Origin of the sequence: Maribacter sp. UBA3344 (assembly GCF_002362375.1) — a bacterium.
GTDB lineage: Bacteria > Bacteroidota > Bacteroidia > Flavobacteriales > Flavobacteriaceae > Maribacter > Maribacter dokdonensis.
On sequence record NZ_DERI01000008.1, the window covers coordinates 1 to 25806 of the forward strand.

Sequence of the window (25806 nt, forward strand, 5' to 3'; positions counted from 1 at the left end):
TGGTTTTGATGAACTCAAAGAAACCATTGACCATGTGTATTGCACCAATAGCTACAAAGATATTGATGATGATTTTGTTACGCAGTTTAAGTTAGCGGGGTTGTAGACTTCTTAATAATAGTAAAATAAAAAATAGCGCAGAAATGCGCTTTTTTTTTGTTCAAAATTTTTAAAACGTACTTACTCCGCTATATACTAACTGCCATCCTTTTAAATTTGGTTTACTTATGTTAAATCAATAGTATTCAATTCATCCTCAATAATATACATTTCGGTAATTCATAATTTATTTCTTTACTGATACGCTATAAGTTTGTATCATCAATCAAACCAAAAGCAACGCATCATGGAAAATGCCCAACCTAAAGTCAGTAAGAATAAACAGATTTTTAGAATCATATTATTTACTGGTACATTCATTTCTTTATGGTTCGTCCCATGGATTTTAGTAAAAGCATGGATTTTACCATTGCCCAATACGGTTCAAGAGCAAGTAGACCAGACGCTAAGCCATGGTTTTGACGGAGTAATCGTGTATGTTGATGAAGCAGGCAAACCACCGGCATTCTATACCGCTGGGTACCACAATAAAGAACAGCAAATACCTGCCAAACCTAATGCTCTGTTCAAAATAGCTAGTATCAGCAAGTTATACGTTGCGGTTGCAATCACTAGATTAGCATATGAGAACCAAATAGATTTGAACCAACCGCTTTCCGATTATTTTCCCGAGCTTATAGGTAGTATTGAAAATGCCGATAAAATCACATTACGAATGATGGTTCAGCACCGTAGCGGCATCCCCAATTTTACCGATAATCCAGACTATTGGAAAAATCAACCGAACACCAATATAGATGTACTTACTTATGCACTCCATTTGCCAGCGGAATTTGAACCCAACAAGGATTATGGCTACTCCAATACCAATTACCTATTACTTTCTAGAATTATAGAGCAGGTAACAGGCGGTAGTCGTCAAGATTATTTTAAACAGGAAATACTGATTCCTTTAGGGCTTAACCATACCTACGGATCGCTTAGCGAAGTAAACATAGATGATGTAATGAGCGGTTATTATGTAGGTATCGATGAAGATTTTAAATATGAAGATAATGGCATGATGTTGGCTACCGCAGCAGATGTTGGCACCTTCTTAAGGGCATTGAACAACGGAACCTTGCTCAATGAACAAGAAATGGAAATCTACACATCACTATATGAGTTTAATCACGGTGGCTTAGCTGCAGGCTACCAATGTCTGGCTGAATACCATAAAGATATTGATGCCGTGGTTGTTCAATTCATGAATACGACCGATTTTGAAGGCTATCAATGGAATTTGCTACAAATAACACATAGCAGAGTAGTTAAAATACTACGTAAAGAAAAATAACCCCAAAACCTTATAACTCTCTTAAAATTAAACACTTAAATATGTAACACTTATAATTTTTCATCGTCCTACAGACAAGTCATCAATCAATCAATCATCAATCAATCAATCATCAATCATCAATCAAACAATATGAAAGTTTTAGTGGTCGGCGCCAGTGGTGCCACAGGTAGTCAATTGGTAGCGCAACTTCTTTTGCAACAGCACTCCGTAAAAGTTGTTGTTCGTTCTCCCCATAAGCTCCCTGAATCATGGAAGAACAATGAGCATCTTCAAATGATTACAGCTAGTATATTAGACCTTACCAATACCGAAATGCAAGATTTGGTAAGCGATTGCCATGCAGTGGCATCGTGCCTAGGACACAATTTAACTTGGAAAGGTATTTACGGTCAACCTAGAAGATTGGTTACAGATGCTACCAAACGTTTATGCAATGCCATAGAAGCCAATAATTTGGAACGCACTACAAAGTTTGTTCTAATGAATACGACCGGTAATCGAAATCGTGATTTGGACGAACGTATCTCTTTCGCCCAAAAATGCGTAATCGGTTTGCTTCGTATACTACTTCCTCCTCATGTAGATAATGAAAAGGCGGCAGACTATTTAAGAACACAAATTGGACAAAACAATGCAGCCATTGAATGGGTCGCCGTAAGACCGGACGGATTAATTAATGAAGAAAAAGTAAGTGATTATGACATTTTTCCTTCACCCACGCGTAGCGCTATATTCAATGCCGGTAAAGTTAGCCGGATCAATGTCGCTCATTTTATGGCTAGCCTTATCCATGACAAAAACTTATGGAATACATGGAAGGGTAAGATGCCGGTTATCTATAGTTCACCGAAAGAAAATTAATTAAAGAATAGAAAAATGGGAAGAATCAGTAAACAGTTAGAAAAACAACGGTCAGGGAAAAAGGTTCTGGTACTTTTCTTGTTAACCAATATCGTTTATGCGTATATGCTTTTAGTTACCATACCGGCAACAATGACTTTCTCTAACGGATTGCAATTATTAAATATGATGCCCGCTGGATATGATTTGGAGTATGTTAACACCCTTTTGCAGACACTAGGTAATACCGGTCGCCAAATGTATCTTACCAAACAAATTCCTGTTGATATGATTTACCCATTACTCTTTGGTATTTCTTATGCAGCAGTTCTAGCATATTTCCTAAAGAAACTACCTGGACTAAACCAAAACTACCTATATCTGTGTCTTTTACCTGTAATTGCCGGTATAGCAGATTATTTTGAAAACATTGGTATTGTTACTATGCTGAATGCCTACCCAACGGTTACGGAAACTTCTGTACATCTCACCAGTATATTTTCAATTATTAAAAGTAGTGCTACAAGTATTTATTTTTTAGTTTTAATAGTAGCCTTGATCGTACTCGGTTATCGTACATTGAAACCTAAAGGCTAAAAATTGTAATACTAACAAAACTTCAAGAACTGTCAATAGGAGGGAAGCACTTTTTAAAACAACGCACTGCACCGCCAAAAACACGTAAAAACTAAACAGTGCTTTAATTTTATACTACACCATCCCAAAACAAATACACTTTATCTATAAAATTAAAAATATATAGTTACCACTACATGTAAGCAAATACCCTAAAGGCAGACTCATACACGTATAACCAACAACACTATTTATGAAAACGATTTTCTCCTTTGTTTTAAGCTTAAGCTCCATTTGTATGTTAGCTCAGAAAACTATAGACTTTCCTTCTAAAGACGGTTTACTGATTACTGCAGATTATTATGAAGACAAAGGGAGCGAAACCTTTATACTCCTTTTTCATCAAGCAGGGTGGAGCCGTGGAGAATATAAAGAAATAGCACCCAAACTAAACACTTTGGGTTATAGTTGCTTGGCAATTGACCAACGTTCTGGCGGAGCGGTAAATTCCGTTACCAACCAGACCAATCAAAGAGCGGTAGCGGCAGGGAAGGAGACCACATACCTAGATGCTTTTCAAGATATTGAGGCAACGGTAGCTTATGTTAAAAAAGCATATTCCCCAAAGAAAATCATTATTTGGGGCAGTTCCTATTCTTCTTCTTTGGTACTTAAATATGCAGGTGACCATCCTGATCAGATAGACGCTGCCATGGCATTTTCCCCTGGAGAATATTTTGGCAAAGACGATTTTATAAAAAATAGTGCCGCACACATTAAAGTACCTACGTTTATTACTTCCGCACAAAACGAACAAGATAATTGGGCGGCAATAAACCAAGCGATACCAACTACAAGAAAAGTAACCTATGTACCGGCAACGGCAGGAAATCATGGTTCGCGAACGTTATGGGAAAAGTTCAAGGATAATGATGGCTATTGGAATGCCGTAAAAAACTTTTTAAAACAATTATAGTTTATCCCAAAAACGCTAAAAAGAATACAACAGTTGCTGTAATTTTGTATTTCATACACCCCAAATAATACAAAAGCTTGCTAGAAAAAAGACGACAATTACCCCAAACCCAATTAACAGATGAAGACCATTTCATTTACTGTTTAGAAGGTGTAGATGATATTGAAAATGAATTGCTGACCGAAGCGCAACAGAGCTTGGAACAACTGGCCATGAAATATGGTATTGCAAGTATTTATAAAACATGCGATACTATTGAAGGTTTGGAAGACAGTCTAAACGCACTGGTCTTAGATGATTATAATTTTAAGGATTATGAAATAATCTACTTGGTCATGCATGGCGAAGCCAATAGTATTTGCCTAAACGATTACTATTATACCTTACAGGAAATTGCGGAAATTTTTGAAGGGCGATTAAAAGGCAAAATCCTGCATTTCTCCAACGCCAAAATATTAGATTTGGACGAGGATGAAGCCCAGTACTTTTTGGACATCACCAATGCAAAAGCCGTCTCTGGTTATGGTAATGCTTTTAACGGGGTTAGTAGTGCCAACCTAGATAAAGCCTTTTTTAATCTTTTCAAAGAAGATGATAATATGTTCGATGTGGTAGAGGAGCTACACCAAAGACATTACAATGTCTGTAAGTTGTTAGATTTTAGGTTGTATTATTAGAGCAACTAGGCTATAAATATATCTGTATGAGTAAATTACCCTTTATTGGGTATTGTAAGGGCTTTTCTTCGTAATTACATTTGAAACAAAAGAAAGAAACCCATGAATTTTAAGTTACTTATCCCATTATTATTTTTAGCCAGTATAACAACACAATGTTCTTTTATAGAAATTGAACACGAAGAAGATTTAATTATACAAATTGAAGGGAAGTGGAAGTTAATATCCGTAACCTTTGATGGAATACAAAATATTACAAATTGTGACAAAACTACCCTTTCAGAATTTACATTGAACCCTTATGATGATAAAGATTTTAGTTTTGATTATTCGGGTGATTATGTAGGTACTGTTTATTTTTATACAGAGGCTCTAGAATCCTGTAATCCGGAGACATTTGTAGGAACCTGGAATTGGTACGATGACGAAGTTCATTTAACCTTAAATATTACCGGAACTTCTTCTGGCAATACATATACCAACGATTTTAACATGTCTTACAGCTATATAAACGGTACGGAAGAGATAGATCAAATCATTCTATCCTTTGAAAATGAAGACGAGGATTTTGAACGGGTATACATTTACGAAAGGGCATTATAGGGTCTAATAGTGATTCAATAGAGATACAATTCTTTAATTATAGTTAGTATCGATGTGCCCATAGAATAAACCTGGATACCTTAAGTTACAAGCGTTCATAAATTGTTAGATTTTAGATTGTATTATTAGAATAGAACTGCCTTACAGCATCTCCAGAAAAAAGGGTAAAGCCAAATTTGTGTTTTTTTGATGCCAAACGGCAAACAGCTCGGTTTCCTGAGGTACATTATTCAGTTCAATGAATTTAACTTTAGTATTGTGGTCATCCCTAAGGGAGTTGGGTACTATAGAAATACCCAATCCGCCTTCCACTAGCTTAAAAATTGTAGGGGCATGAATTGATCGATGCGATATTTTAGGAGCAAATCCATAATCGTTACAAAGCGCTACAATTTGGTCATAATACATTTGACTGTTCTCGTTTGGCAATAAGATGAAAGACTCATCTGACAATTGCGACACATCCTTAAAATTACATGTAGAAATTGCATGATCTCTTGGTAATACCAAAGCGAATTTTTCTTTAAAGACCGACTTGATTTTCAATGTAGCGGGTACAATATTAGAACGTATAAATCCAATATCAATGCTGCCTGCTTCCAAAGCGGAAAGTTGATCGGTGTTACTAAGGTCGTTCAGGTAAAATTCAATATTCGGGTGCGTTTCGGTAAATTTCTTGATAATAGTGGGCAAGTATGTTTGCATTGCAGAAGCTACAAATCCAATTTTAAGCAGTCCTTGTTTGCCAGAAACTGCAGATTTCCAACGTTCCATGGACATGGTAGCCTGATTTTGTATCAGCATTGCCTCTTGTTTAAAAAGAATTCCCTCAGCACTTAAACGTACCTTTCTATTGTTGCGTATAAACAGACTTTTCCCCAAAATAAACTCTAATCGTTGTATTTGTTGGCTCAGAGCAGATTGTGAAATGTACAATTTCTCTGCCGCCTCACGGTAGTGTAAGGTATCTGCCAACACCAAAAAATAGTGGAGATGTCTAAATTCTAATTGATTAGTCATACTTATCAATAAACGTACAATGTTAATTGTTAATTGTCAAATTAGATAAGAACTTTGTAAAATAATTATATCTAATATTTAGTTTTAATACCTAGTTGCTATGAATTTTCAACAAAATACTTCTTTAGATAAAGTGTTGACCGCTTTGTTTCTTCCCTATAAAAAAAGCGTTACCGATGTAGAAAAAATTTCCAAGGCTATGATCGATGCCAATATGATTTCTAATGAAGATGAAATCGTTAATGATCATATTGCTTTTCGTACCTTAGGTGTTCCTAATTTGGGAATTTCTTCTTTTGAAAAGATATTTTTGCACTACGGATACACCAAAATGGATTCCTACTATTTTCCAGGTAAAAAACTAGATGCCTATTGGTATGCACCGCCAAGCCCTGAGTATCCTAGAATTTTTATTAGCGAGCTAAGAGTACAAGACCTATCTAGTAAAGCGCAACGTATCATTTCTGAATATACCAACGCCATCAACACAGACCCTATAGATACCATTGATTTGGACGATACAAAGTCAGTTGGTGACTTTTTCTATCAGCCGTTATGGAAGTTGCCAACGTTAGCCCATTTTCAACAACTATCGGAAGAAAGCGAATATGCCGCTTGGGTCATCTACAATCGTTACTATTTAAATCACTACACCATTAGTGTTCATGACTTACCTTCCCCATATAATTCTTTGGAAGTATTTAATGAGTTTTTAGAAGGATTGGGGATTGTGCTTAATACCTCTGGCGGAAAAATAAAAACCAGCAATGACGGTTTTTTGCGCCAAAGTAGTTCGGTAGCCGAAATGGTAGATGCCACTTTTGCCCATAACGAAACCATGAAAATTTCAGGTAGTTATGTGGAATTTGCGGAGCGTTCCGTACTCCCAGAATTTGCATTTTTAGATAAAAACGAAATACAAAGAGAGCATAGAAGGGAAGGTTTTGAAGCTGCTAATGCAGATAAAATCTTTGAGAGCACTTATTTGGAGCAGACTTCCAAGAAGTAAGCATGTTCACTGTTGATATATTGCTAATTTGAAAGATTCGTTAAAAAAATCGTTATAACTTATTGGCATTTTACAAAACATCTTGGCTTCTATCTACAAAAGGTATAATATTCTTACTTCAAAATCTAAAATAACTAGTAAAATTCTGTTTGAACACTTAAAGTTTCATCTTAAATAACCAAATGGACAAAATGTTACAGATTGTTACTTGTACACAGATTTATCAAATTATTCGTCCTCCATCAATTTTTTGAAGTCTTCAATTTCAATTTCACCTCCAAAAATCGCAATCGATTTTTCAATGACATTAATGGCTTTTTGGGGAGAACATCCCAATCCTATGGCATACCGATGTACCAGTTCAACTTCCCTCTGGTCAATTTTATGGTCGGCATAAATCATCTTAAAAAAGTCGTAGATGTATTCTAAACGTTCTTCTTGAGAATTTACGGCTTCCAAAGGAAACCTGTTAGGGTCACTCAAGATTTTAGCAAACCGGTCCTCATTGATGTTCAACTTATCGGCAAATTTTAATAGCACTTTTTGTTCTTCCTCGTACACGAACCCATCTATATAGGCCATTTTGACTAAAGCTATAAAATGAGATATTCGTCGTTGTTGTTCCTCGGTCTCGAATAATCTAGATACTGAAATCATCTACTTATCTTTTTATCTTTTACTTTTGATACCCTTTTTTTCAAAATGGTCACAAGATTTTTATAACAAAACCTTATCTTGAGATTTCACAAACCAACAATTGGATGTCTCTGTTAAAATCATTGATACTTGTCTTAATTGGGAGAAATGCCAAAAGCTACCTGTCCAAGGCCAAGGAACTTTCCGATGGGGAAATTGCCGACAAAGTCATTAAAAGTAAGGATTCGCAACTATTTGGTATTCTATACGACAGATACAGCAACAAAGTCTATAACAAGTGTTACAGTTTTGTCAAAAATAGTGACGAGGCCAAAGACCTTACCCAAGATATTTTTCTTAAGGTTTTCCTTAAACTCCACCTTTTTAACTCCTCAAAAGCATCTTTTTCTACATGGCTCTATGTATTGGCGTACAATTTTTGCACGAATTATGTAAACCGAGATAAAAAAAAGAAGTACATGGATGAGCCAATGGACGACCACGAGTACCATCTGTCCAATGATGAAGTCGATATAGAGAAAATTAACTGTCTAGACGAAGGCAAATTGATAAAGGCCTTGGATAGTATACCCCCTGAAGATAAATCGTTATTGCTGTTAAAATATCAGGACGATGTTTCCATCAAGGATTTACAAGATTCCATGGGCATCGGGGCTAGTGCTGTAAAAATGAGATTGAACAGGGCAAAAGCCAAAGTAATCAAAGCCTATGAAAAACTATAGCTATGAAAGAGAATATTTTTAAGCGGATAGAGACTGGAAAGGAGCTACCGAAAGAATCAAAACAAGAGGTAATTACCACCATCGAATCTGCCAAACTAGCCCAAGAACTGGCCGAACTTTTTGGAACAGAGCTTTTTTCTGCTTTGGGTAGCTTATTTAAAACCGGAAAATAAGGCATTTTTGATACTTTTTAAAAAAGCACAAAATTGATGTGACCTTTTGAAACTTTCGGGTATATACACTACACCAATTTTAAAGGTCCATGGCAAAAGAGAACATATTCAAAAGAATTGGGCTCCCTTTGAAGGAGGTTCCCCCGGATTTGAAGGAAAGGGTTTTAGCAGATATCGAGGATGCCAATGCGCTTATCGAACTTTCCAGCCTGTTCTCATTGGAATATCCGAAAACAGGGGATGAAATATTCAGGAAAATTAGACATAACAAAACCAGATAAAATTAGAATATAATGGAAAAGATTACTTCGTGGAAAGAACTATTGTCCAAAACGATCAATGAAATGGGTTTGAACATTATGGAGGCCGTACCTAACATTGTGGGGGCATTATTGATTCTTTTGTTTGGTTGGCTGATTACCAAGCTTTTTGTTTTAATACTAAGGCGCATTTTAAAATTTGTCAAGGCTGATCATTGGACAAAATTACTCAATGAAAAAGTGCTTTCAGATAAAACTACCCTGAAATTCGATGTTTCAAAAGTTGTTTTGGTATTCGTTAAATGGATATTGTTCTTAGTTTTTCTAATCGCCGCTGCAGATGTCATGCAGTGGAAAATCGTATCTCAAGAAGTGGGAAATTTACTTCGATACCTTCCAAGGCTCTTTAGTGCAATAGCCCTTTTCATGGTTGGTCTCTATATTGCCAATTTCATAAAAAAAGCGATTAAAGGCGTTTTTGATTCGTTTGACCTTAGAGGAGCTAAACTAATAAGTACGCTCGTATTTTATATAATTGCATTTATCATCACAGTAACGGCTTTAAACCAAGCGGGGGTGAACACCGTAATTATTAGGAACAATGCAACATTAATTCTCGGTGGGTTCGTCGCGGCCATTGCCATATCATTAGGACTAGGTTCAAAAGACTTGGTAAAGGATATACTTAGAACTTCCTATGCTCGGAAAAAATTTAGAGTAGGACAAGAGGTCAATTATAAAGATATTTCCGGTACTATTGAGGCTTTGGAAGCCCTTACCATGGATATCAGAACCAAGGATGGCCTATTAGTTATACCTATCCATAAAGTTATCCAAGAGGAAATTTTGGTTACAAAGGATTCTGAATAACAGTGGTTTAAAAATTATTTATCTAAAAATTGTGACCTTTTTGAATTATGGTGTAAAAAGGATAAACAATAAATAATTTTTAAATAAACATAATGAAAAAACAAACTATCTTCTTCTTAATAACATTGGTAAGTTTATCGGTAGCCGCACAGAAGAAGCCAAAAATTCAAGGCAACAAGGATGTAACACAGGTAATCAAAGAAATTCCAGAGGTGTTCAACGCCCTTGAAATCGACGATGCTCTTGAAGTTACCCTGACCCAAGGTAATAATAACGCCTATGCCTTAAATACGGACAGTAACCTTGTGGATGTCATCCAGTTCAAGGTAATGGACAGTATCTTAAAGATATATACAATCAATAAGATTACCTCTAGCAAAAAATTGGAAATCAACTTGACCGTTGCAGAAATTGAGCATTTAATTTTGAAGAACGATGCTAAGGTAACGGGAGAAGGAAGATTTGAAGCTGATAGATTTTATTTGAGCGGATATAATTCAAGCCGCGTGAAAGATCTAGATATAAGTGCCGATGATGTCACTATCACCATGCATAGAAATGCTGGGGGCGACCTTAAGGTAAAATCTGAGAATACAACAGTTGTGATGAACGACAGGACTGATTTAAAAGCATACGTGGTCGCTGAAAAAGTAAGGGTAACCCTTAACAACTCTGCAGATTTAGACTTGAAAGGCGATGCAGATTATGCTGCCTTTAACCTTAAAAAATCAGCCAATCTGAACGCAAAAAAAATGAAGGTATCCTCGGCCGACCTATATACTTCAAATAATTCCGATGTATATATTAACGCCACAAAAAACCTTGAGGTCTATGCACAGGGCAAAAGTAACGTCTATGTTTATGGTAATCCCAATGTTGAAGTAAAGGGACTTACCGATAAATCAAAAATTATTAAAAAATAAGAGCATTAGCGTTTACTGCACATAAGCTTGGTATTGTTCGGAAGCCTTCCAAATGGAAGGCTTCTTTTTTGTGATGATCCTTAATTGGAGGGCAGTTACAATGTTGGATGGCGATATTATAGACAATCTGGTCATAGAGCCATTAAAAATAGCTTGCAAAGAAATAACCGCAAAAATGTCCCAAATAAAAATCCTTGTCATTTGATGTGACCAATTTAAAATTAAGTGTATAAAGTATATAACCAGATAAATATGAAACTCAAAACTATTTTAGCGCTTGTATTTGCAGCGCTCATTGTCGTTTTCTCTCTTCAAAACTCTGAGGTAACAGATGTGAAATTCCTCTTATGGAAACTCACTTTGTCCCGTGTCCTGATTATATTGGGCAGTTTTGGAATAGGAGTGCTCGTAGGCATCTTAGTATCGATGAAAAAGAAATTGATAAATTCTAAAGACTAGACCATGGCCAAAATACTTTCAGTAAAACTGTTGAACATACCAAAATATATTAACGTTGGTGATAACATCAACGATATTACCGTTGTTACTAAAATTCAGTTTCACGAACTGGACATGAAGCTGGAAATGCCCTATTGCTTACACATTTTCGTATATGATATCCATGGCGATTTGGACGCACCACTTGTGATTCCTAATTGGGACGAGAGTATCGTTGTACCCATTGCCTTGGATAGAAAAGATGACTTTTTAGGGCAAAAAGCAGAAATCATTAAGGCCACAAAGAAAGAAATTACTATTGAAACACCAATGGCCTTGAAACTGGGAAAGATAAATAGAGACTATTCACCTCATACTCGTAAGTTGGAAGTATTTGCGACCATGGCACCAGTCGTTGGGCGTGCATCAAAATATTCAGAGCCGTTCACCTCGAATATCGACTATTAATTTTCTAACCTATAAAATTTCATGTAACCTGTTTTCCTGTTGGGGTATAAAAAACATAACTAATAGAGAATACAACAATGAATATAAAATTTACGGTCGATTGCTCGAGCTTCAAAAACCATACGCGAAATACAGGGTTATTGGAAACCTCAGAAACACAAAGAGCTTTTGGAAATAATGGATTATACCGATGTTGCTTCAATAGCCATAGACGACCTTAAAGACATGTGTCTTATGGCATTGACGGACAATGATCCGGAAAAAACGCTGAAATTGTTCTCGGATATGTTTTCAAGGATGGACTCAATTCGGGACAAATAGCAAATTTATCCCATGAAATCATGGATGAAAGAAATGGCGTTGGTAAGCGTTGGCATATTGATTTCAATAAACATTCCAGTAAAACGGCTTTGACATCATGACTGACGATATGATTCGCTAGCGTTAAGGTCATATCTACAATGATGTAAAATGCAAGCATGCGCCGTTTTACAGATTAGATAAATCTGTTCTTTAATGTCATGGGTTATGTAACTTTGTTTGGGCAAAGCAAAGTATTTGGTGCTATACATTCTTTAATCTATCTTCTAACAATTCTCTTTTATAAGGTAATGAAACCGAGGTACGAGGTTCATGAACTCCTTTAAAAAACAATAAATATCTTGTGAGTAAACAATTACTAGTGCCTGACGGTAGGAGGGGTGTGTATTCTATTTATGAGTATATGTAAGTGTGTGTATGGACAGACTATAGAAGTAATATTTAAATATGTATTTAAGTATTTGCTTAAATAAGTTAATAATTATAAATTTGAACTATGGAAAAAGCCATTTGCATTAGATTAGAAGCCGACGCTAAACAAATAATGAACTGTAGGCAAGTTGTTCAAAAAATGGAAAATTCTTTTGAAGAACTTTCTAACATTTTAAGTTTAACTGGTAACCCTGTTCGTTTAAAGATATTGTATTTGCTGAATCAAGAGGAACGCCTTTGTGTTTGTGATTTAAGTGATATTTTAGAAATGAATGTTTCTGCCATTTCACAGCATTTAAGAAAATTAAAAGACAGAAATATTATTTTCTCCTGTAAGGAAGCACAAACTATATTCTATTCAATTAAGAAAGAAAAAATATCATTATTGGTTCCGTTTTTTAAAATATTAGACAATAATAAAGTTCTAGAAGATAAATTATGATTTCAGAAAAGAAGTTAGTTGGGACAACGATTATAACTGCAATAGCAGCTTCATTATGCTGTATTACGCCAATTTTAGCTTTATTAGCAGGAACAAGTGGAATAGCATCAACATTCTCTTGGATTGAACCGTTTAGACCTTTCTTAATTGCGCTTACACTTTTAATATTAGCAATAGCTTGGTATCAAATCTTGAAGCCAAAAAAACAAAAAATTGATTGTGAATGTGAAGACGAAAAGCCAAAATTTATTAACTCAAAAAAATTTCTGCTTTTAGTTACGTTATTTGCAGGATTAATGCTTGCATTTCCATATTACACTCAAATATTTTATCCAAATACAAATAAGGAAGTAGTTTACGTATCAGAAACTAATGTGAGTAAAGTTGAATACAAGATTAAAGGAATGACTTGTACCGGATGCGAAGTACATATTGAAAGTGAAGTAAATGAACTCAATGGAATAATTGAAGTTAAAGCAAATCACGAAAAAGCGAATACAATTGTCAAATACGATAAAACAAAAGTGACTACTAAAGAAATTAAGGATGCCATAGGAAAAACCGGTTATAAGATTATAGAATGATGGAGGAAATACAATTAAAATCAACAATTACGTGTCCAAAATGTGGGCATAAGAAAGAAGAAGAAATGCCAACAAATAATTGTCAGTTCTTTTATGAATGTGAAAATTGTAAAGAAACATTAAAACCCAAAGAAGGTGATTGTTGCGTTTATTGTTCGTATGGATTAGTTGCTTGTCCGCCAATTCAGAAAAACAAAAGTTGTTGTTAATTATTATGTAAAATAGAGTCTTGAATTTAAACTTAGCCTCAAAAAGTTTTCGTCAAAAATTTTATGCTGTTGTGGCAATCCACTTTTGGAATACGTGATTTTTAATAAGTGCAAAAAGGTTAGCTTTTAAATGGCGTTGGCAAGCGGCTGGAAATTGTGTGTAGAAAAAAATGCCTGAGCATTTTATTTATACAAAACAATTGAGCGTTTGGCAGCGGCTATTTTACATAACCCGTGACAAATATAATTAGCCAGTGGCTGATATTATTTGGCGGCGAGATGAAGCGGCTGCCTCATTTAGATTATAGTTGAACTTACCGTAGTTTTGTTTTATATAATTACTTTGTTATAATTCTCCTGCGGGCCTTATAACGTAACTATGTAAAATTTCGCGGAAATGCGCTATCCACTAAACTACTATATTTGTACTATAATTTATATTATGTAAAATAGAATATTTAATAACCCCACTATTAGTTACTTATTTTAGCCCTATTATAAACATTGTAAAATCTAACTTATAAGTCCACCAACATCATCTCACCGACTTTTAAATCATCCTCAGGATAATTCAAAAGCTCGTGTATGTAAAATAGAATATTTAATAACCCACTATTAGTTACTTATTTTAGCCCTATTATAAAAATTCAAAATCTAACTTATAAGTCCACCTACATGATCTCACCAACTTTTAAATCATCCATAGGATAATTATAAGTTCACGTTAGCAAATTTCAAACTAAGAAACCTTTTTAGGTTCTGAGTGAATATTAAGCGGCATGAAATACATAAATACCAACATAATCAGAAAATATAATACGGCAAATATGGTATACGTATAATCCCCTGCATCTGGAGAAATTGGTAATAATACCAAAGACATGTTCAACATAGATTGTAACACCAAAACACAAATACCGCTTTTAGTTTTTGAATATACTATGGCACACATACCTGCTGCGCCCATCATATTCAAGAATAAGGGCCACACCGGTAAATCTTCTATAACCCCCACATTGATATAAACAGACGGCAACCACCATAAAGACCATACAAATCCAATAATCTGAGTTGCCAAAAACGGATTTATTTTCTTTGACAGTACACGCACGGCATACCCGATCCAGACCACCTCTCCCAAAAATGCCCATGACAACAAGAACAACGTAAATTTTAAAGTGGGTATATACAATTGGAACTGTAGAAAAGATATATCATTATGGTATATGGCTTTGATCGATAAGGTGATGAGACCTATGGTAAATGCAAAGAGCAAACTAAACAAATACCATTTTGGGTGTATCTTCCACACTGCCATTGGTCTGAACAAATTCTTGATACCCTCATTGCCCTTGGTAATTTTCACTATAAATACTAACAAGAAAAACAGTGCATAAAACCTACCATTGGTATATGGAAAAAACTCAATAATCCCCTTACTTTTTGCGTAGGTGATGACAAAATTCAACAATGGCGCCAGGGTTAAAAATACCCAGATTTCATACTTTTTTAAAAAGTTGATCATTTTTGTGGTCATCGGTATTCTCTTAGTTGTGGTTTGGTTATTCGGATCAAATATAATCTAAAATGTAAAGAAACTCCCTAAAGGTTTATGGCGCCGAACACTCCAAAATCGGCTTCTTTTTGCACCCCTTCTATCACGGATTGGTACCATAAGCTAAATCCTGTATCTTCAAAAAGCTGTGTGTAGTTATGGGAAAATGACCGCTCTATTCCATAGGGTTGCGAATTTGGGTTTTTAGTGAAATCAACGTCTACCCCAATGGGTTCTATGGCAATGAAGATAGTGTTCTTCAAATGGTTTAAATAGTTAAACAAATGCGTTAATTGTTGTTGTGTAAAATACTCTAAAACACCACCTGAAGTAATAATAATTATATTATCCGTTCCGTTTTCCCTGATCCATTCAGCACCATCTGCAGCTACGAAGTCAATATTTGGATATTGCTGGTATTTTTTTGTGTTAAATCCAATTTGATCAGCACTTAAATCTATACCGACGAATTTTTCTATTTGCGGAAACTGTCTACTCAAATACTCTAGAACCTCACCGTTACCCGTACCTATTTCTATCATGGTATGGTATTTTTCTGGACTGTCTTTAAGAAGCTTTTTAAGCATTTCAAATACAGGTAAGCAATGTGGCAAAAAGAAATTGTTTAATACACTCTCTTTCTCAGAAAAATATTTTCTGCCGGTTTGCTCCCAAAAGTTTTTATGATAGTTGGCCAGTAGATTGAAATCTTTATTTTTCTCAGCTTGTTTTAAAAGGGCTGCACGCATTAGCCGCTCATTTAAATTAAGTTCATTACCCACATTAAAACTGATTCCCTTTTTTATGAGAGATTCAGCTTTTTTAGGTTGCAACTGCACTAAAATTGCACCTGTAAATTCTTTAATTTGCTTTTTCATTACAATTTTAAGTTCTAAGATCTATTGAATCACCTGTACTACACTACCACAGGTTAACATACCACTATCAAAATATGGGTTCCTTATTTCTTCATCAAGACTTAGCCATACCGCACCTTGGTTACTATTGGCCATAGGGCAACGTTGTACGTATAAATTTTCTGAAGGTGATTTCAAATTCATGGCCATTGCTACCATATGTTCATTTAAGACTACTAAATGTTCCCTTTGTTGTTCTAGATGGCCACTATTACCAATTGCCGAGAACATGGCTATACTTTTTTCCAAATGTTCTTTTTCAAGTGTACCCAAATCCTTTTTTGGTAATGATTCAAAAGCAGCTGCAGCTTTTTTGGCCAAAGAAGTAATTTGCTGGGGTTCACCAGAAACAAATGCATCTTTCATTTCCAAATAGGTATGCAAGGCCTTAGAAAAATCATCTTGAAAAGACTTTGAAAATTCCATCTCCATATGAGATGATGTTTCAGCTTTATTACTAGTAGCTTCCATCCCAGTATGATGTTCATGTCCGGTCATTACCCTACCTCCCATTTTGTTCATCATAGATTTCTTACCCTGTAACTGTGCAGCAGCATCAATGGTAAACGTACCATTGGTAACAATTTCCTCTCCATGCTGTAAACCGCTTGCAATACTTATGTTCTCACCGTTTCTTCCGTTGATCTTTACTTCCCGCATTTCAAAAATGGGTTGATCCACACTTGTTTTTACGTATACCAAAGACCGCTCCCCCGTCCACATTACAGCACTTGCAGGTACGGTTATAATTTCCTCATTATGGTTATTTTCACCAGAGATTTTACCGGTAACGAACATACCCGGTTTAAATAAATCATCTGTATTTTTAAGAATGGCCCTAACAATGACCGTACGGGTAGCATTGCTTAAAATTGGGTCTACAAAAGATACTGTTGCCTCAAATTCTTTTGCAGCATAAGCATTTGATACTACTTTTATTTTCTGCCCAACTTTTAAACTTGATATTTGATTTTCATAAGCATCGAATTCTGCCCAAACCGTTGTAAGGTTACTCACTTTTAATATAGGCTGGCCTTGTTTTACGTAGTCCCCTTCCCTAGCCGTAACCTCTGTAACGGTACCGGTTACCGTAGCATAGATCGGAAAATTGTCCTTAACCTTACCTGTAGTTTCAATTGCGGCAATTTGGGCATCGGATAATTTCCACAATTTCAATTTGTTCCTCACCGCTTCATATAAAGCCGGTTGAGATTCTTTTAGGGTTGCCGTGGTCAAAAGCTCTTGTTGTGCCGCGACCAAATTAGGAGAGTAAATGGTTGCCAATAGCTGGCCTTTCTGTATCTTTTGCCCCTCATAATTCACATGTAAACGTTCTAAACGACCATCAAAATAACTGGCCTGTACCGCATTATTCTCATCATTGGGTACAATTTTACCGGAAAGTAAAATACTGTTATCCCCAGATGCACCAGCAACCGATCCAACTATCGTTGTTTGAATATTTGCCAAGGCAATGGCATTTTCGGTCATTTTAATTTCGTTGGCCGAAAGTCCGTCCGCACCTGTCTCCGCAGGTATTAAATCCATACCACATATGGGGCAATCGCCTGGTTCTGGCTGCATGATCTGTGGATGCATAGAACAGGTCCACATTTCACTGGATCCAACCTCTTCATGGTCATGATCATTGTGCACTTTTTCACCCGGGGCAGTAGAATTAGTGCCAAATATAAAATAGCCACAAAGCAACCCTACGAACACGGCGGCAACTAGGTAAAGAACATTTTTCTTCATACTTATTTTTCGTTTTCAAGGCGCTTGATCATCGCCTTCATTTCTTCAATTTCCTTTTTTTGTGCTTTGATAATATCATTGGCCAACTTTTTGACCTCTGGATCCTGAATATCTGCACGTTCACTGGTTAAAATTGCAATTGAATGATGCGGTATCATTGCCTTCATCCACAACACATCGCCTACAATGGGCGCTTGTACCCTAACCAAGCCCAAAGCAGCTAAAAACAAAGCTATACTGCCAAAGATGATAACCATATTCTTCTTTCTGTTCTTATACATATTACGCATGGCAAAAAACATGATCAATGCCATGGTAGAAATACCCAAACAACTCATATAGAACCTTGTGAGACTAAAATAAACATGGTCTATAGCATAGGTATTTAAGTACATGGTGATGTACATGGCCACAAACGATGCCCCTAGCATCAGTGCAAATTTTGTATAGTTATTGGTATCCATTTTATGATTTTTATGTTCTTCCGATTTCATGATTTTTTAGTTTTAATTCAACTTCTTTTTAATTTTCCTAATAGTAGGCGAACTTGTATACCACAGTAAAAATCCGCTACCAACGGTAATCAATCCTAAAAGGGAAAAGGCTCTAAGTATTATATTGTTGAAATTGTCCCTGCCTTGATAATCCATAGTGTGGGTCATCCAAAGAAAATCAAACCAGCGCCAATCTCTATATCTAACTGTTTGAAACCTGCCATTGTTGACAGCTACATAAGCCTTTAAGTTTTTATCTGTCTTATAAGAAATTTCATAAGCAGGTAAAGGTCTTCCGCGATATTCATGATGCTTGCCCACAGCATCAATTCTCTGTATTTGCCCAAGTTCTAAGTCAGAAAGCATAAAGCGGTCAGCAACATTTAATGCCTCTTGTTCTGTGAGCCCTTCTTTTATTGCCCCTGTACGTGCGTTAAAGAGCTTTGTATTGTTGATCCAATAATACGGTTGCCCAGCAATTTCAAGCAATTCTAAAGTTTTGATAGGTTCTTGAACATCTATTTGGGAGCTTCCTATCAAATTTGAAAAAGATGCCTGTTCAGGAACTACTTTCTTATAATGATCCCCGTGTATTTCATCTATATCCGTCCAACTAAAATACATTCCACTAATAGTCCACATCAAAAACTGAATACCTAAAAAGATACCCAAATACCTATGTGCTTTTCTGATTCTTAATGCCGTTTTACGCTTTACCATTTTATATATCAATCTAAATCCGAACCTCTTAACCTTAATGAATTTGCAATTACCGATACAGAACTAAAACTCATTGCCAAAGCCGCGATCATTGGCGACAACAGTATGCCAAAAAATGGGAATAACACTCCCGCAGCTATAGGCACACCAAGTGTATTATAGATCAGAGCAAAAAAGAGATTCTGTTTTATGTTCTGCATAACTTTATGACTAAGGTTTCTAGCTTTTACAATACCATGTAAATCTCCTTTTACCAATGTGATCATGGCACTTTCAATAGCAACATCCGTTCCTGTGCCCATGGCAATACCCACATCACTTTTAGCCAAGGCAGGAGCATCATTAATGCCATCACCGGCCATAGCCACAACCCTACCCTGCTCTTGCAATTTTTCAACTTCATTGAGCTTATTCTCGGGTAACATTTCAGCTTTAAAATCGGTAAGGTTCAATTCACCGGCAACAGCTTGTGCCGTATTGTGGTTATCACCGGTTAACATTATCACCTCTATGCCTTTATCCTGTAGTTCTTTAATGGCCTTTGCACTAGAGGGTTTAATTTTATCACCAATAACAACATACCCTGCTACTTCTTCATTTACCGCTAAATATGAAACTGTTTTACCTTGCTTTTGATGGTCTTGAACTTCTGATTGCATTTGTGACGATACCGATGCATTTGCATATTCCATCATTTTGGCATTGCCTAAATAGAGAGACTTACCGTCTACACTACCCTCTACACCTTTACCTGTTACGGAATTGAACTGTTCTGTTTTAGATATCTCTACCTGTTTTTCTTTTCCATACTTTACCGTGGCTTGGGCCAGTGGATGCTCGCTGGAGTTGTTCAGAGATGCAATTAGATGTAAAATCTCATTCTCAGTATAATCTTTAGAGAAAACCCCTATTTTATCAACAGTTGGTTTTCCTTCTGTTATGGTACCTGTTTTATCAACAATAAGGGTATTTACCTTATCCATTTTCTCAAGTGCTTCAGCATTTTTAATGAGTACCCCGTTTTGAGCTCCTTTACCAACACCGACCATTACTGACATGGGCGTGGCCAACCCTAAAGCACAGGGACAAGCAATTATTAAAACCGCTATGGCATTCACCAAAGCATATACATAAGCAGGATCAGGACCCCAGATCGCCCATACTACAAATGTTATTAGGGAAACAAGGACAACCACCGGTACAAAATACCCGGAAACGGTATCGGCCAACTTTTGTATAGGCGCACGACTACGGCTAGCATCGTTCACCATATGGATAATTTGAGATAAAAGGGTATCACTGCCTACCTTTTCCGCCTGCATTAAGAAAGATTGGTTTCCGTTTATGGTTCCACTATTAACATGATCACCAACGGTTTTATTTACCGGTATGGGTTCACCAGAGATCATGGACTCGTCCACAGTAGTGTCTCCTTTAGTAATCTTACCATCTACAGGAATTTTATCACCTGGCTTTACTCGTAAAACATCTCCTTTTTCAATGGTATCTATAGCTACTTCTTCCTCTTTGCCATCCACAACTTTTATGGCTTTATTTGGGGCAAGTTTCAATAGTTCCTTTACCGCAGAATTTGTTTTGCTATGTGCCCTGGCCTCTAATACCTGACCCATTAATACCAACGTCAATATTACCGTTGCGGCTTCAAAGTACACATGCACTGCACCGGATTCCGTTTTAAATTGTGCTGGAAAAAAATCTGGAAACAACATACCAAAGACACTAAAAAGCCATGCGACACCGGCACCGATACCAATTAAGGTAAACATATTAAGATTCCATGTCCTTATACTTCTATACGCTCTTTCAAAAAACATGAGCGTAGCATAGAACACCACCGGAATTGATAAGGCAAACTGAATCCAGTTCCATTGTTTCTGGGGCATAACCTTATATAAAGGGTTATCCGGAATCATTTCGCTCATAGCAATAATGAATATGGGCAAGGTAAATGCTAATGCGATCCAGAATTTTTTGAGCAATTTCTTATAGGTTTTCTCTTCTGCAGAACTATCAGCCTCCATAGGAACCAAATCCATACCACATATAGGACATGATCCCGCTTCATCTTTAACTATTTCTGGGTGCATAGGACAAGTCCACTGTTCTGATGATGTAGAAGAGAGGTTCTGTTCTTCAACCAGATCCATACCACAAACCGGGCAATCACCCGGCTTATCATACGTTTTATCACCTTCACAATGCATGGGACAATAAAAGGTGCCGTTACCCTTCTTTGATTTCTTTACATGGTTATCTTTCTTAGATACATCCTTATTAAAATCTTCACTAGAACCATGAATAGAATATGTACCGCCTTCTTTCTCCAGTACATTCTGAAAAGTCGCTATTGGAATATGCGATTGCATTTCAATAGTTGCCTCCGCTTTTTCTAAATCTACAGATGCATTGGTAACACCATCAACTTTTGAAAGTGTCTGCTCAACATGACTTCGGCATCCGTTACATGTCATTCCGTGTATGTGATAAACGTGTTTCATAATGCACTTTAGTTTAATTTCTTAATCATAAGGTTTAGCATAGAAAACCGATTCTATAACGCCTTACTTGGACTACCATAAATTCAACAATTAATTGGGAACAGCTTAACCTGAACCGAAAAAAAATTGTTATTAAACCTTAAAAAATGCCTGATATGGAAGCGATTAAACACTAACCATTAACATAAGAAATACACTTCCTGTATCAGGACTTTATTCTTTACTATCTTTTAACCTACTCATAAAATCAATTACCATTAATTTCTCTTGTTCAGAAAAAATTGCATCTCTATGCATTAGTGTATAGCTATAAAGTGGCATTTCTGAATTTTCAATTTGTTTTATGATAGATTGAAGCTTACTAACCTTTCTTCGATTAGAATATGCTCCCCATTCACTAAAATTCAACTCTACTTTACCTTCATTGATATGATCTTCTAAGAACCATGCCGCTGGTTGCAGTTTACTATACCAAGGATATACTGTGTTATTACTATGGCAATCATAACAAGACACCTTAATCTGTTTCTCAACCTCTAACGGCACTTTGTTCACTTTCATAAAGTCAGTATCAAGAATCAAGTTGCTTTCATTCTTATCCGTAGGAAAAAATTGAATAATCCCTAATACAACGAGACCTATGTAGGCTATGAATTTTATCTTTTTCACTTAGTTGATTTCTCTCTGTACTTTACCACATTTTAACATTGAGCTACCATAATATGGGTTAAGTACAGCCTCATTTTTGCTTAACCAAGCTGTACCGCCATCATACATTGGACAAAACTGCTCATACAATGTATTTTCACTACCTGTAATAGCGATCATATCGGTTATATCCTTACTCAGTATTTTAAAGTGTTCGCGTTGATGGTCTATATCACTTTCCGAAATATGCTCCGAGTGTTCTATTGCATCTTCAATAATATCCGTTAAAGTTACCTGTTGACTTTCTGTATATGCCGATCTATTAAGGTTACCCAATGATTTCGCAAGTGCACCGCCTAGCTTTTGGGCTTTATTATTATCATCTTGGACCAAAGCATTCTTTAAGTTGAAGTAATCTTCAAGAATAATTTCTGAGCTTGCATTTTGTTCACTGCCCATAGTCCCTGATTTCCCCATATCCTTTTGCTTTTCTACATTTTCTTTAGGCGAAGGTGTTGACTTTTTATCTGCGTCTTTACATGACACAGTTAACATTATAGTAGCAAGCAATGCTACTGAAACTATACTTCTTTTCTTTGTTTTCATTTTTATTTATTTAATATTCATTATTTGATTAAAACCTTACCGATAATCCTGCTCCCGCTCCAAAACGATTGTCATAACTACCCATTAGTGAAAAATTTCTGGAAAGCATATATTCCGCTCCCGCACTCCACACAGTTTCTGAAACGTAGTCTTTGTTCATTGGAAGGTCATTGACCAACCCTAAATCAATTTGGTATTCATAATATCCGAAAATAGATAGCTTAGGAAATATCATTACACTACGACCAACACCAATACGGGGTCTTAGTTTATTATCCGTACGAACGTCTAAATTAAACAGGTACGGAGTCAAATACCTTACACCTATAACAGCTGTTGTACTTAATTCATCTAAACTATCCTGAATTTCATTTTCCATGTTTACCCCTCCGAATACACGCAAATAATCATGTAAATAATATTCATACGTAACTTCAGCTTCCAAGTTTTGGTTCCAACCATACTCAAGTGTAACATTGAATTGGTTTCTAATATTTGATGTAACCAAATTAAATCCGCTAGTATGGGAAGCCAGATCCGCCATACCCCAAGAATACCATTCATTTGTTTCATCAATAATTTTGGAGACCGGAAAATCCTTCATTCTAGGATCTCTAGGTGTATCATAAGAAACTACCCTAGCCATACCCCCCATCATATGGTAAAGTATATGACAGTGAAAAAACCAATCACCGTATTCATCGCCATCATTACCATAAAACTCTATAGTAACCTGTTGCATGGGCGGTACATTTACAGTATGCTTTAAAGGTGAATACTCACCATTATCATTGAGTACCCTAAAAAAGTGCCCGTGCAAATGCATAGGATGGTGCATCATGGTAAGATTATTGAAAGTAATACGAGTTACCTCTTTATTGTTTATCTTAATATTGTCGGCTTCAGATAATGGTACTCCATTCATACTCCAAATATACCTGTTCATATTACCCGTAAGATTTAATAATATTTCTTTGACGGGAACATTTTTGTCGTAGCTAGTTTTTTCGGGCGACTTTAAGTAATCATAATTATATTCGGCAAACATATCCATACCCTCCATTTGCGTTGCTGGCATAGTCTGCTCTTTATTCATATTCATTCCTGACATATTAGAATGATCCATAGACCTTGACATTGAGTCTTTGGTCATATTCATACCAGACATTGGTTTATCTTTCTTCATATCCATTTCTGCCGTTTTTGAATGCTCCATTTTATCCATTTGCATTCCATATTCGGCCTTGATCTCAAAACGCTCATCTTTTTTAGGACGAAACTTCAAGGCATGAGCCCCCATTTTCATATCCATCTTTGCCATTTTCTGCATCATCCCAATCTTATCGGGTCTAGGAATTGTAGGAGCAGGTAAAATTCTGCCAGTACCAAGAAACGCGGATGCCGTTCCCGATCCATCTTGCGCCATAATCTTGAATTCTATTTTGCCTTCTGCAGGAATAGTCACAATAAAATCATATGTTTCTGCTATCCCTATAAATGTTTTATTCTTTTTAACTGGTACTACGTCAAGACCGTCGGCCGACACTAACAACGGATCACTGCCCCCAAAGGTCATCCAGAATGATGTAGATGCTGCCCCGTCTATAATTCTTAAACGCACTTTTTCGCCAGGATTAAACTGGGAATATTCAATACTTTCTTCCCCATTAATTAAAAAAGCTGGGTAATATACATCTGCAATATCCGCACCTTCCATACGTTGTCGCCAAAAATCTAATTGTGCCCCAAAAGCCCCACGAGAAATAACTTGATTCAAGGGTGTAGCCGTTCCCTTTTTAATGCCATACCATTCATTTCCACGTTTAAGGTTTCTAAGTACGTTCCTAGGTTTTTCATTAGTCCAGTCAGAAAGCACCAAAACCAACTCCTTGTCATACTCTAAAGTTTTTTCCTTTGGCTTTATAACAATAGAACCATAAACACCACTTTGCTCTTGTAACATAGTATGGGAATGGTACCAATAGGTTCCACTTTGCCTTATTGGAAACTCATATTTTTGAGTATGTCCCGGTTCTATAGGCGGCGTGTTCAAATATGGTACTCCATCATAAAAGTTTGGTAGCAATAGACCATGCCAATGCACAGAAGTCTCTACACTCATTTCATTTTTCACATATATAACCGCGTAATCCCCTTCTGTAAATTCTAAAGTTGGACCTGGAATTGTACCGTCAACGGTCATACCCATAACATCTTTTCCCGCCTTATTAACAGTAGCCTCACGTAATGTAATCGTGTGCTCTCTTACTGGAAGATTATTAACGTTACCTTGTTCTTCTTGACCATAAACTCCATAAGTCAAGGCTATTAAAAACATTAGTATTTTATTGATTTTCATATGCTAGTTTTTCCAAATAAAATTATGCACTAATTAAAATTTATTGTGTCATAATTATGGTTCTTATCTACGTAATTCCGTCTAAGGTGTTTCTTCTATTCAACTGATTGTTTTTATATTCCGTTAAACTCATACCTGTTTCTTTCTTAAAAAGCCTACTTAAATGATTTACATTGCTATAATCAAGTAATTGTGAAATTTCGGTAAAGTTGTATTCTTGCAATTGCACCAATTCTTTCACCTTTTCCAGCTTAAGTTTTATAAAGTATTTTTCAATAGTAACATTTTCATTCACGGAAAATATCTTACTGATTTTTGAATACTCCAAGCCCATTAAACCCTCTAAATACTTAGACAGTGTATGTTCTAAATGAAACGGTAATGTTTGTAACAACTTAATGAGTTCAATTTTTATTTGTTCTACCAATCGTTGCTCTTGACCAAGTAATATTTCAAAACCATTTTGCTCTAATGCCGATTGTATATTTACAAAGTCATTACTAGAATTTTCCGTATAAGTAATTGTACCTAACTCAATGTTTTTCAATGTAATACCTAACTTTTCAATTTCACTTCTAATGACTTTAATACAGCGACTACACACCATATTCTTTACAAATAATTTCTTGTCCAT

The 25806-nt window shown here is 36.0% G+C and carries 31 protein-coding genes; 18 read left to right on the forward strand and 13 right to left on the reverse strand.

The features are described 5' to 3' along the window. The first annotated feature begins 346 nt into the window (after window positions 1–346). The 6 genes from B2Z27_RS03030 (at window position 347) to B2Z27_RS03055 (ending at window position 5071) form a co-directional block, all read left to right on the forward strand. Window positions 347–1396, forward strand: coding sequence for a serine hydrolase domain-containing protein (locus B2Z27_RS03030; RefSeq protein WP_286812512.1), 1050 nt, complete (start codon window positions 347–349; stop codon window positions 1394–1396). Window positions 1397–1528: 132 nt separating this feature from the next. Then, window positions 1529–2260, forward strand: coding sequence for an NAD(P)-dependent oxidoreductase (locus B2Z27_RS03035; protein WP_286812513.1), 732 nt, complete (start codon window positions 1529–1531; stop codon window positions 2258–2260). Between the two features lie 15 nt (window positions 2261–2275). Next, window positions 2276–2836, forward strand: coding sequence for a hypothetical protein (locus B2Z27_RS03040; RefSeq protein WP_286812514.1), 561 nt, complete (start codon window positions 2276–2278; stop codon window positions 2834–2836). A 232-nt stretch (window positions 2837–3068) separates the two neighbouring features. Then, on the forward strand, window positions 3069–3791 hold the full coding sequence (locus tag B2Z27_RS03045) for an alpha/beta hydrolase (protein ID WP_286812515.1): 723 nt from the start codon (window positions 3069–3071) through the stop codon (window positions 3789–3791). 77 nt (window positions 3792–3868) lie between these two features. Further along, window positions 3869–4468, forward strand: coding sequence for a DUF6642 family protein (locus B2Z27_RS03050; protein WP_286812516.1), 600 nt, complete (start codon window positions 3869–3871; stop codon window positions 4466–4468). A gap of 102 nt (window positions 4469–4570) precedes the next feature. Next, a complete protein-coding gene (locus tag B2Z27_RS03055) occupies window positions 4571–5071 on the forward strand; it encodes a DUF5004 domain-containing protein (RefSeq protein ID WP_286812517.1) in 501 nt (166 codons plus the stop codon). A gap of 141 nt (window positions 5072–5212) precedes the next feature. Here B2Z27_RS03055 and B2Z27_RS03060 read toward each other — a convergent pair whose 3' ends face one another. Further along, window positions 5213–6091 (reverse strand): LysR family transcriptional regulator, encoded by an 879-nt coding sequence (locus tag B2Z27_RS03060; protein ID WP_286812518.1) that lies wholly within the window; start codon window positions 6089–6091, stop codon window positions 5213–5215. A gap of 100 nt (window positions 6092–6191) precedes the next feature. Between B2Z27_RS03060 and B2Z27_RS03065 the strand changes: the two genes are divergently transcribed. Beyond that, window positions 6192–7100 (forward strand): DUF1338 domain-containing protein, encoded by a 909-nt coding sequence (locus tag B2Z27_RS03065; protein WP_286812519.1) that lies wholly within the window; start codon window positions 6192–6194, stop codon window positions 7098–7100. 228 nt (window positions 7101–7328) lie between these two features. Here the strand turns inward: B2Z27_RS03065 and B2Z27_RS03070 are convergent, their stop codons facing one another. Next, entirely contained in the window at window positions 7329–7757 is a 429-nt protein-coding gene (locus B2Z27_RS03070; RefSeq protein WP_286812520.1) for a TerB family tellurite resistance protein, read from the reverse strand. A gap of 104 nt (window positions 7758–7861) precedes the next feature. Between B2Z27_RS03070 and B2Z27_RS03075 the strand changes: the two genes are divergently transcribed. The 5 genes from B2Z27_RS03075 to B2Z27_RS03095 all read left to right on the forward strand — a co-directional run bounded on the left by B2Z27_RS03075 (window position 7862) and on the right by B2Z27_RS03095 (window position 10705). Further along, window positions 7862–8479, forward strand: coding sequence for an RNA polymerase sigma factor (locus tag B2Z27_RS03075; protein ID WP_286812521.1), 618 nt, complete (start codon window positions 7862–7864; stop codon window positions 8477–8479). Between the two features lie 2 nt (window positions 8480–8481). Next, complete coding sequence (locus B2Z27_RS03080; protein WP_286812522.1) at window positions 8482–8652, forward strand: hypothetical protein; 171 nt, start codon at window positions 8482–8484, stop codon at window positions 8650–8652. An 89-nt stretch (window positions 8653–8741) separates the two neighbouring features. Beyond that, complete coding sequence (locus B2Z27_RS03085) at window positions 8742–8933, forward strand: hypothetical protein (RefSeq protein ID WP_286812523.1); 192 nt, start codon at window positions 8742–8744, stop codon at window positions 8931–8933. Window positions 8934–8945: 12 nt separating this feature from the next. After that, window positions 8946–9782: a mechanosensitive ion channel family protein gene (locus B2Z27_RS03090; RefSeq protein ID WP_286812524.1), complete on the forward strand. Its 837-nt coding sequence runs from the start codon at window positions 8946–8948 to the stop codon at window positions 9780–9782. Between the two features lie 92 nt (window positions 9783–9874). After that, window positions 9875–10705 (forward strand): GIN domain-containing protein, encoded by an 831-nt coding sequence (locus B2Z27_RS03095; protein WP_286812525.1) that lies wholly within the window; start codon window positions 9875–9877, stop codon window positions 10703–10705. Window positions 10706–10717: 12 nt separating this feature from the next. Here B2Z27_RS03095 and B2Z27_RS03100 read toward each other — a convergent pair whose 3' ends face one another. Then, window positions 10718–10906, reverse strand: a complete 189-nt coding sequence (locus B2Z27_RS03100) for a hypothetical protein (RefSeq protein ID WP_286812526.1) — start codon at window positions 10904–10906, stop codon at window positions 10718–10720. Window positions 10907–10957: 51 nt separating this feature from the next. On the opposite strand from B2Z27_RS03100, the gene B2Z27_RS19855 reads away from it, so the two are divergent. The 6 genes from B2Z27_RS19855 (at window position 10958) to B2Z27_RS03125 (ending at window position 13599) form a co-directional block, all read left to right on the forward strand. Next, the gene (locus B2Z27_RS19855; protein ID WP_414673363.1) at window positions 10958–11164 is read left to right on the forward strand and encodes a lipopolysaccharide assembly protein LapA domain-containing protein; all 207 of its coding nucleotides are present in this window, start codon (window positions 10958–10960) and stop codon (window positions 11162–11164) included. 3 nt (window positions 11165–11167) lie between these two features. Further along, window positions 11168–11611 (forward strand): hypothetical protein, encoded by a 444-nt coding sequence (locus tag B2Z27_RS03105; protein WP_286812527.1) that lies wholly within the window; start codon window positions 11168–11170, stop codon window positions 11609–11611. Window positions 11612–11788: 177 nt separating this feature from the next. Beyond that, window positions 11789–11932 carry a hypothetical protein gene (locus tag B2Z27_RS03110; protein WP_286812528.1) on the forward strand — a complete coding sequence of 48 codons (144 nt, stop codon included), beginning with the start codon at window positions 11789–11791 and terminating at the stop codon, window positions 11930–11932. 496 nt (window positions 11933–12428) lie between these two features. Continuing rightward, window positions 12429–12806: an ArsR/SmtB family transcription factor gene (locus B2Z27_RS03115; protein ID WP_099192955.1), complete on the forward strand. Its 378-nt coding sequence runs from the start codon at window positions 12429–12431 to the stop codon at window positions 12804–12806. Next, window positions 12803–13390: a mercuric transport protein MerTP gene (gene merTP, locus B2Z27_RS03120; RefSeq protein ID WP_286812529.1), complete on the forward strand. Its 588-nt coding sequence runs from the start codon at window positions 12803–12805 to the stop codon at window positions 13388–13390. Before B2Z27_RS03115 ends, merTP begins: the two co-directional genes overlap by 4 nt. Continuing rightward, a complete protein-coding gene (locus B2Z27_RS03125) occupies window positions 13390–13599 on the forward strand; it encodes a GDCCVxC domain-containing (seleno)protein (protein WP_099193379.1) in 210 nt (69 codons plus the stop codon). The genes merTP and B2Z27_RS03125 overlap by 1 nt, the downstream gene beginning before the upstream one ends. 739 nt (window positions 13600–14338) lie before the next feature. Here the strand turns inward: B2Z27_RS03125 and B2Z27_RS03130 are convergent. The 10 genes from B2Z27_RS03130 to B2Z27_RS03175 all read right to left on the reverse strand — a co-directional run bounded on the left by B2Z27_RS03130 (window position 14339) and on the right by B2Z27_RS03175 (window position 25806). Next, window positions 14339–15136, reverse strand: a complete 798-nt coding sequence (locus tag B2Z27_RS03130; RefSeq protein ID WP_286812530.1) for a type II CAAX prenyl endopeptidase Rce1 family protein — start codon at window positions 15134–15136, stop codon at window positions 14339–14341. 65 nt (window positions 15137–15201) lie between these two features. Further along, window positions 15202–16032 carry a class I SAM-dependent methyltransferase gene (locus tag B2Z27_RS03135; protein ID WP_286812531.1) on the reverse strand — a complete coding sequence of 277 codons (831 nt, stop codon included), beginning with the start codon at window positions 16030–16032 and terminating at the stop codon, window positions 15202–15204. A 21-nt stretch (window positions 16033–16053) separates the two neighbouring features. Continuing rightward, window positions 16054–17826: an efflux RND transporter periplasmic adaptor subunit gene (locus B2Z27_RS03140; RefSeq protein WP_286812532.1), complete on the reverse strand. Its 1773-nt coding sequence runs from the start codon at window positions 17824–17826 to the stop codon at window positions 16054–16056. A gap of 2 nt (window positions 17827–17828) precedes the next feature. Next, window positions 17829–18320: a DUF305 domain-containing protein gene (locus tag B2Z27_RS03145; protein WP_286812533.1), complete on the reverse strand. Its 492-nt coding sequence runs from the start codon at window positions 18318–18320 to the stop codon at window positions 17829–17831. A gap of 12 nt (window positions 18321–18332) precedes the next feature. After that, window positions 18333–19040, reverse strand: coding sequence for a PepSY domain-containing protein (locus B2Z27_RS03150; protein WP_071342650.1), 708 nt, complete (start codon window positions 19038–19040; stop codon window positions 18333–18335). Between the two features lie 8 nt (window positions 19041–19048). Beyond that, entirely contained in the window at window positions 19049–21559 is a 2511-nt protein-coding gene (locus B2Z27_RS03155) for a heavy metal translocating P-type ATPase (RefSeq protein WP_286812534.1), read from the reverse strand. A gap of 213 nt (window positions 21560–21772) precedes the next feature. Continuing rightward, window positions 21773–22228 carry a heme-binding domain-containing protein gene (locus tag B2Z27_RS03160; RefSeq protein WP_099192964.1) on the reverse strand — a complete coding sequence of 152 codons (456 nt, stop codon included), beginning with the start codon at window positions 22226–22228 and terminating at the stop codon, window positions 21773–21775. Next, a complete protein-coding gene (locus tag B2Z27_RS03165; RefSeq protein ID WP_286812535.1) occupies window positions 22229–22813 on the reverse strand; it encodes a DUF3347 domain-containing protein in 585 nt (194 codons plus the stop codon). It lies immediately after the preceding gene. Between the two features lie 28 nt (window positions 22814–22841). After that, a complete protein-coding gene (locus B2Z27_RS03170) occupies window positions 22842–25172 on the reverse strand; it encodes a multicopper oxidase domain-containing protein (RefSeq protein ID WP_286812536.1) in 2331 nt (776 codons plus the stop codon). Between the two features lie 67 nt (window positions 25173–25239). Further along, the gene (locus B2Z27_RS03175) at window positions 25240–25806 is read right to left on the reverse strand and encodes a helix-turn-helix domain-containing protein (protein ID WP_286812537.1); all 567 of its coding nucleotides are present in this window, start codon (window positions 25804–25806) and stop codon (window positions 25240–25242) included.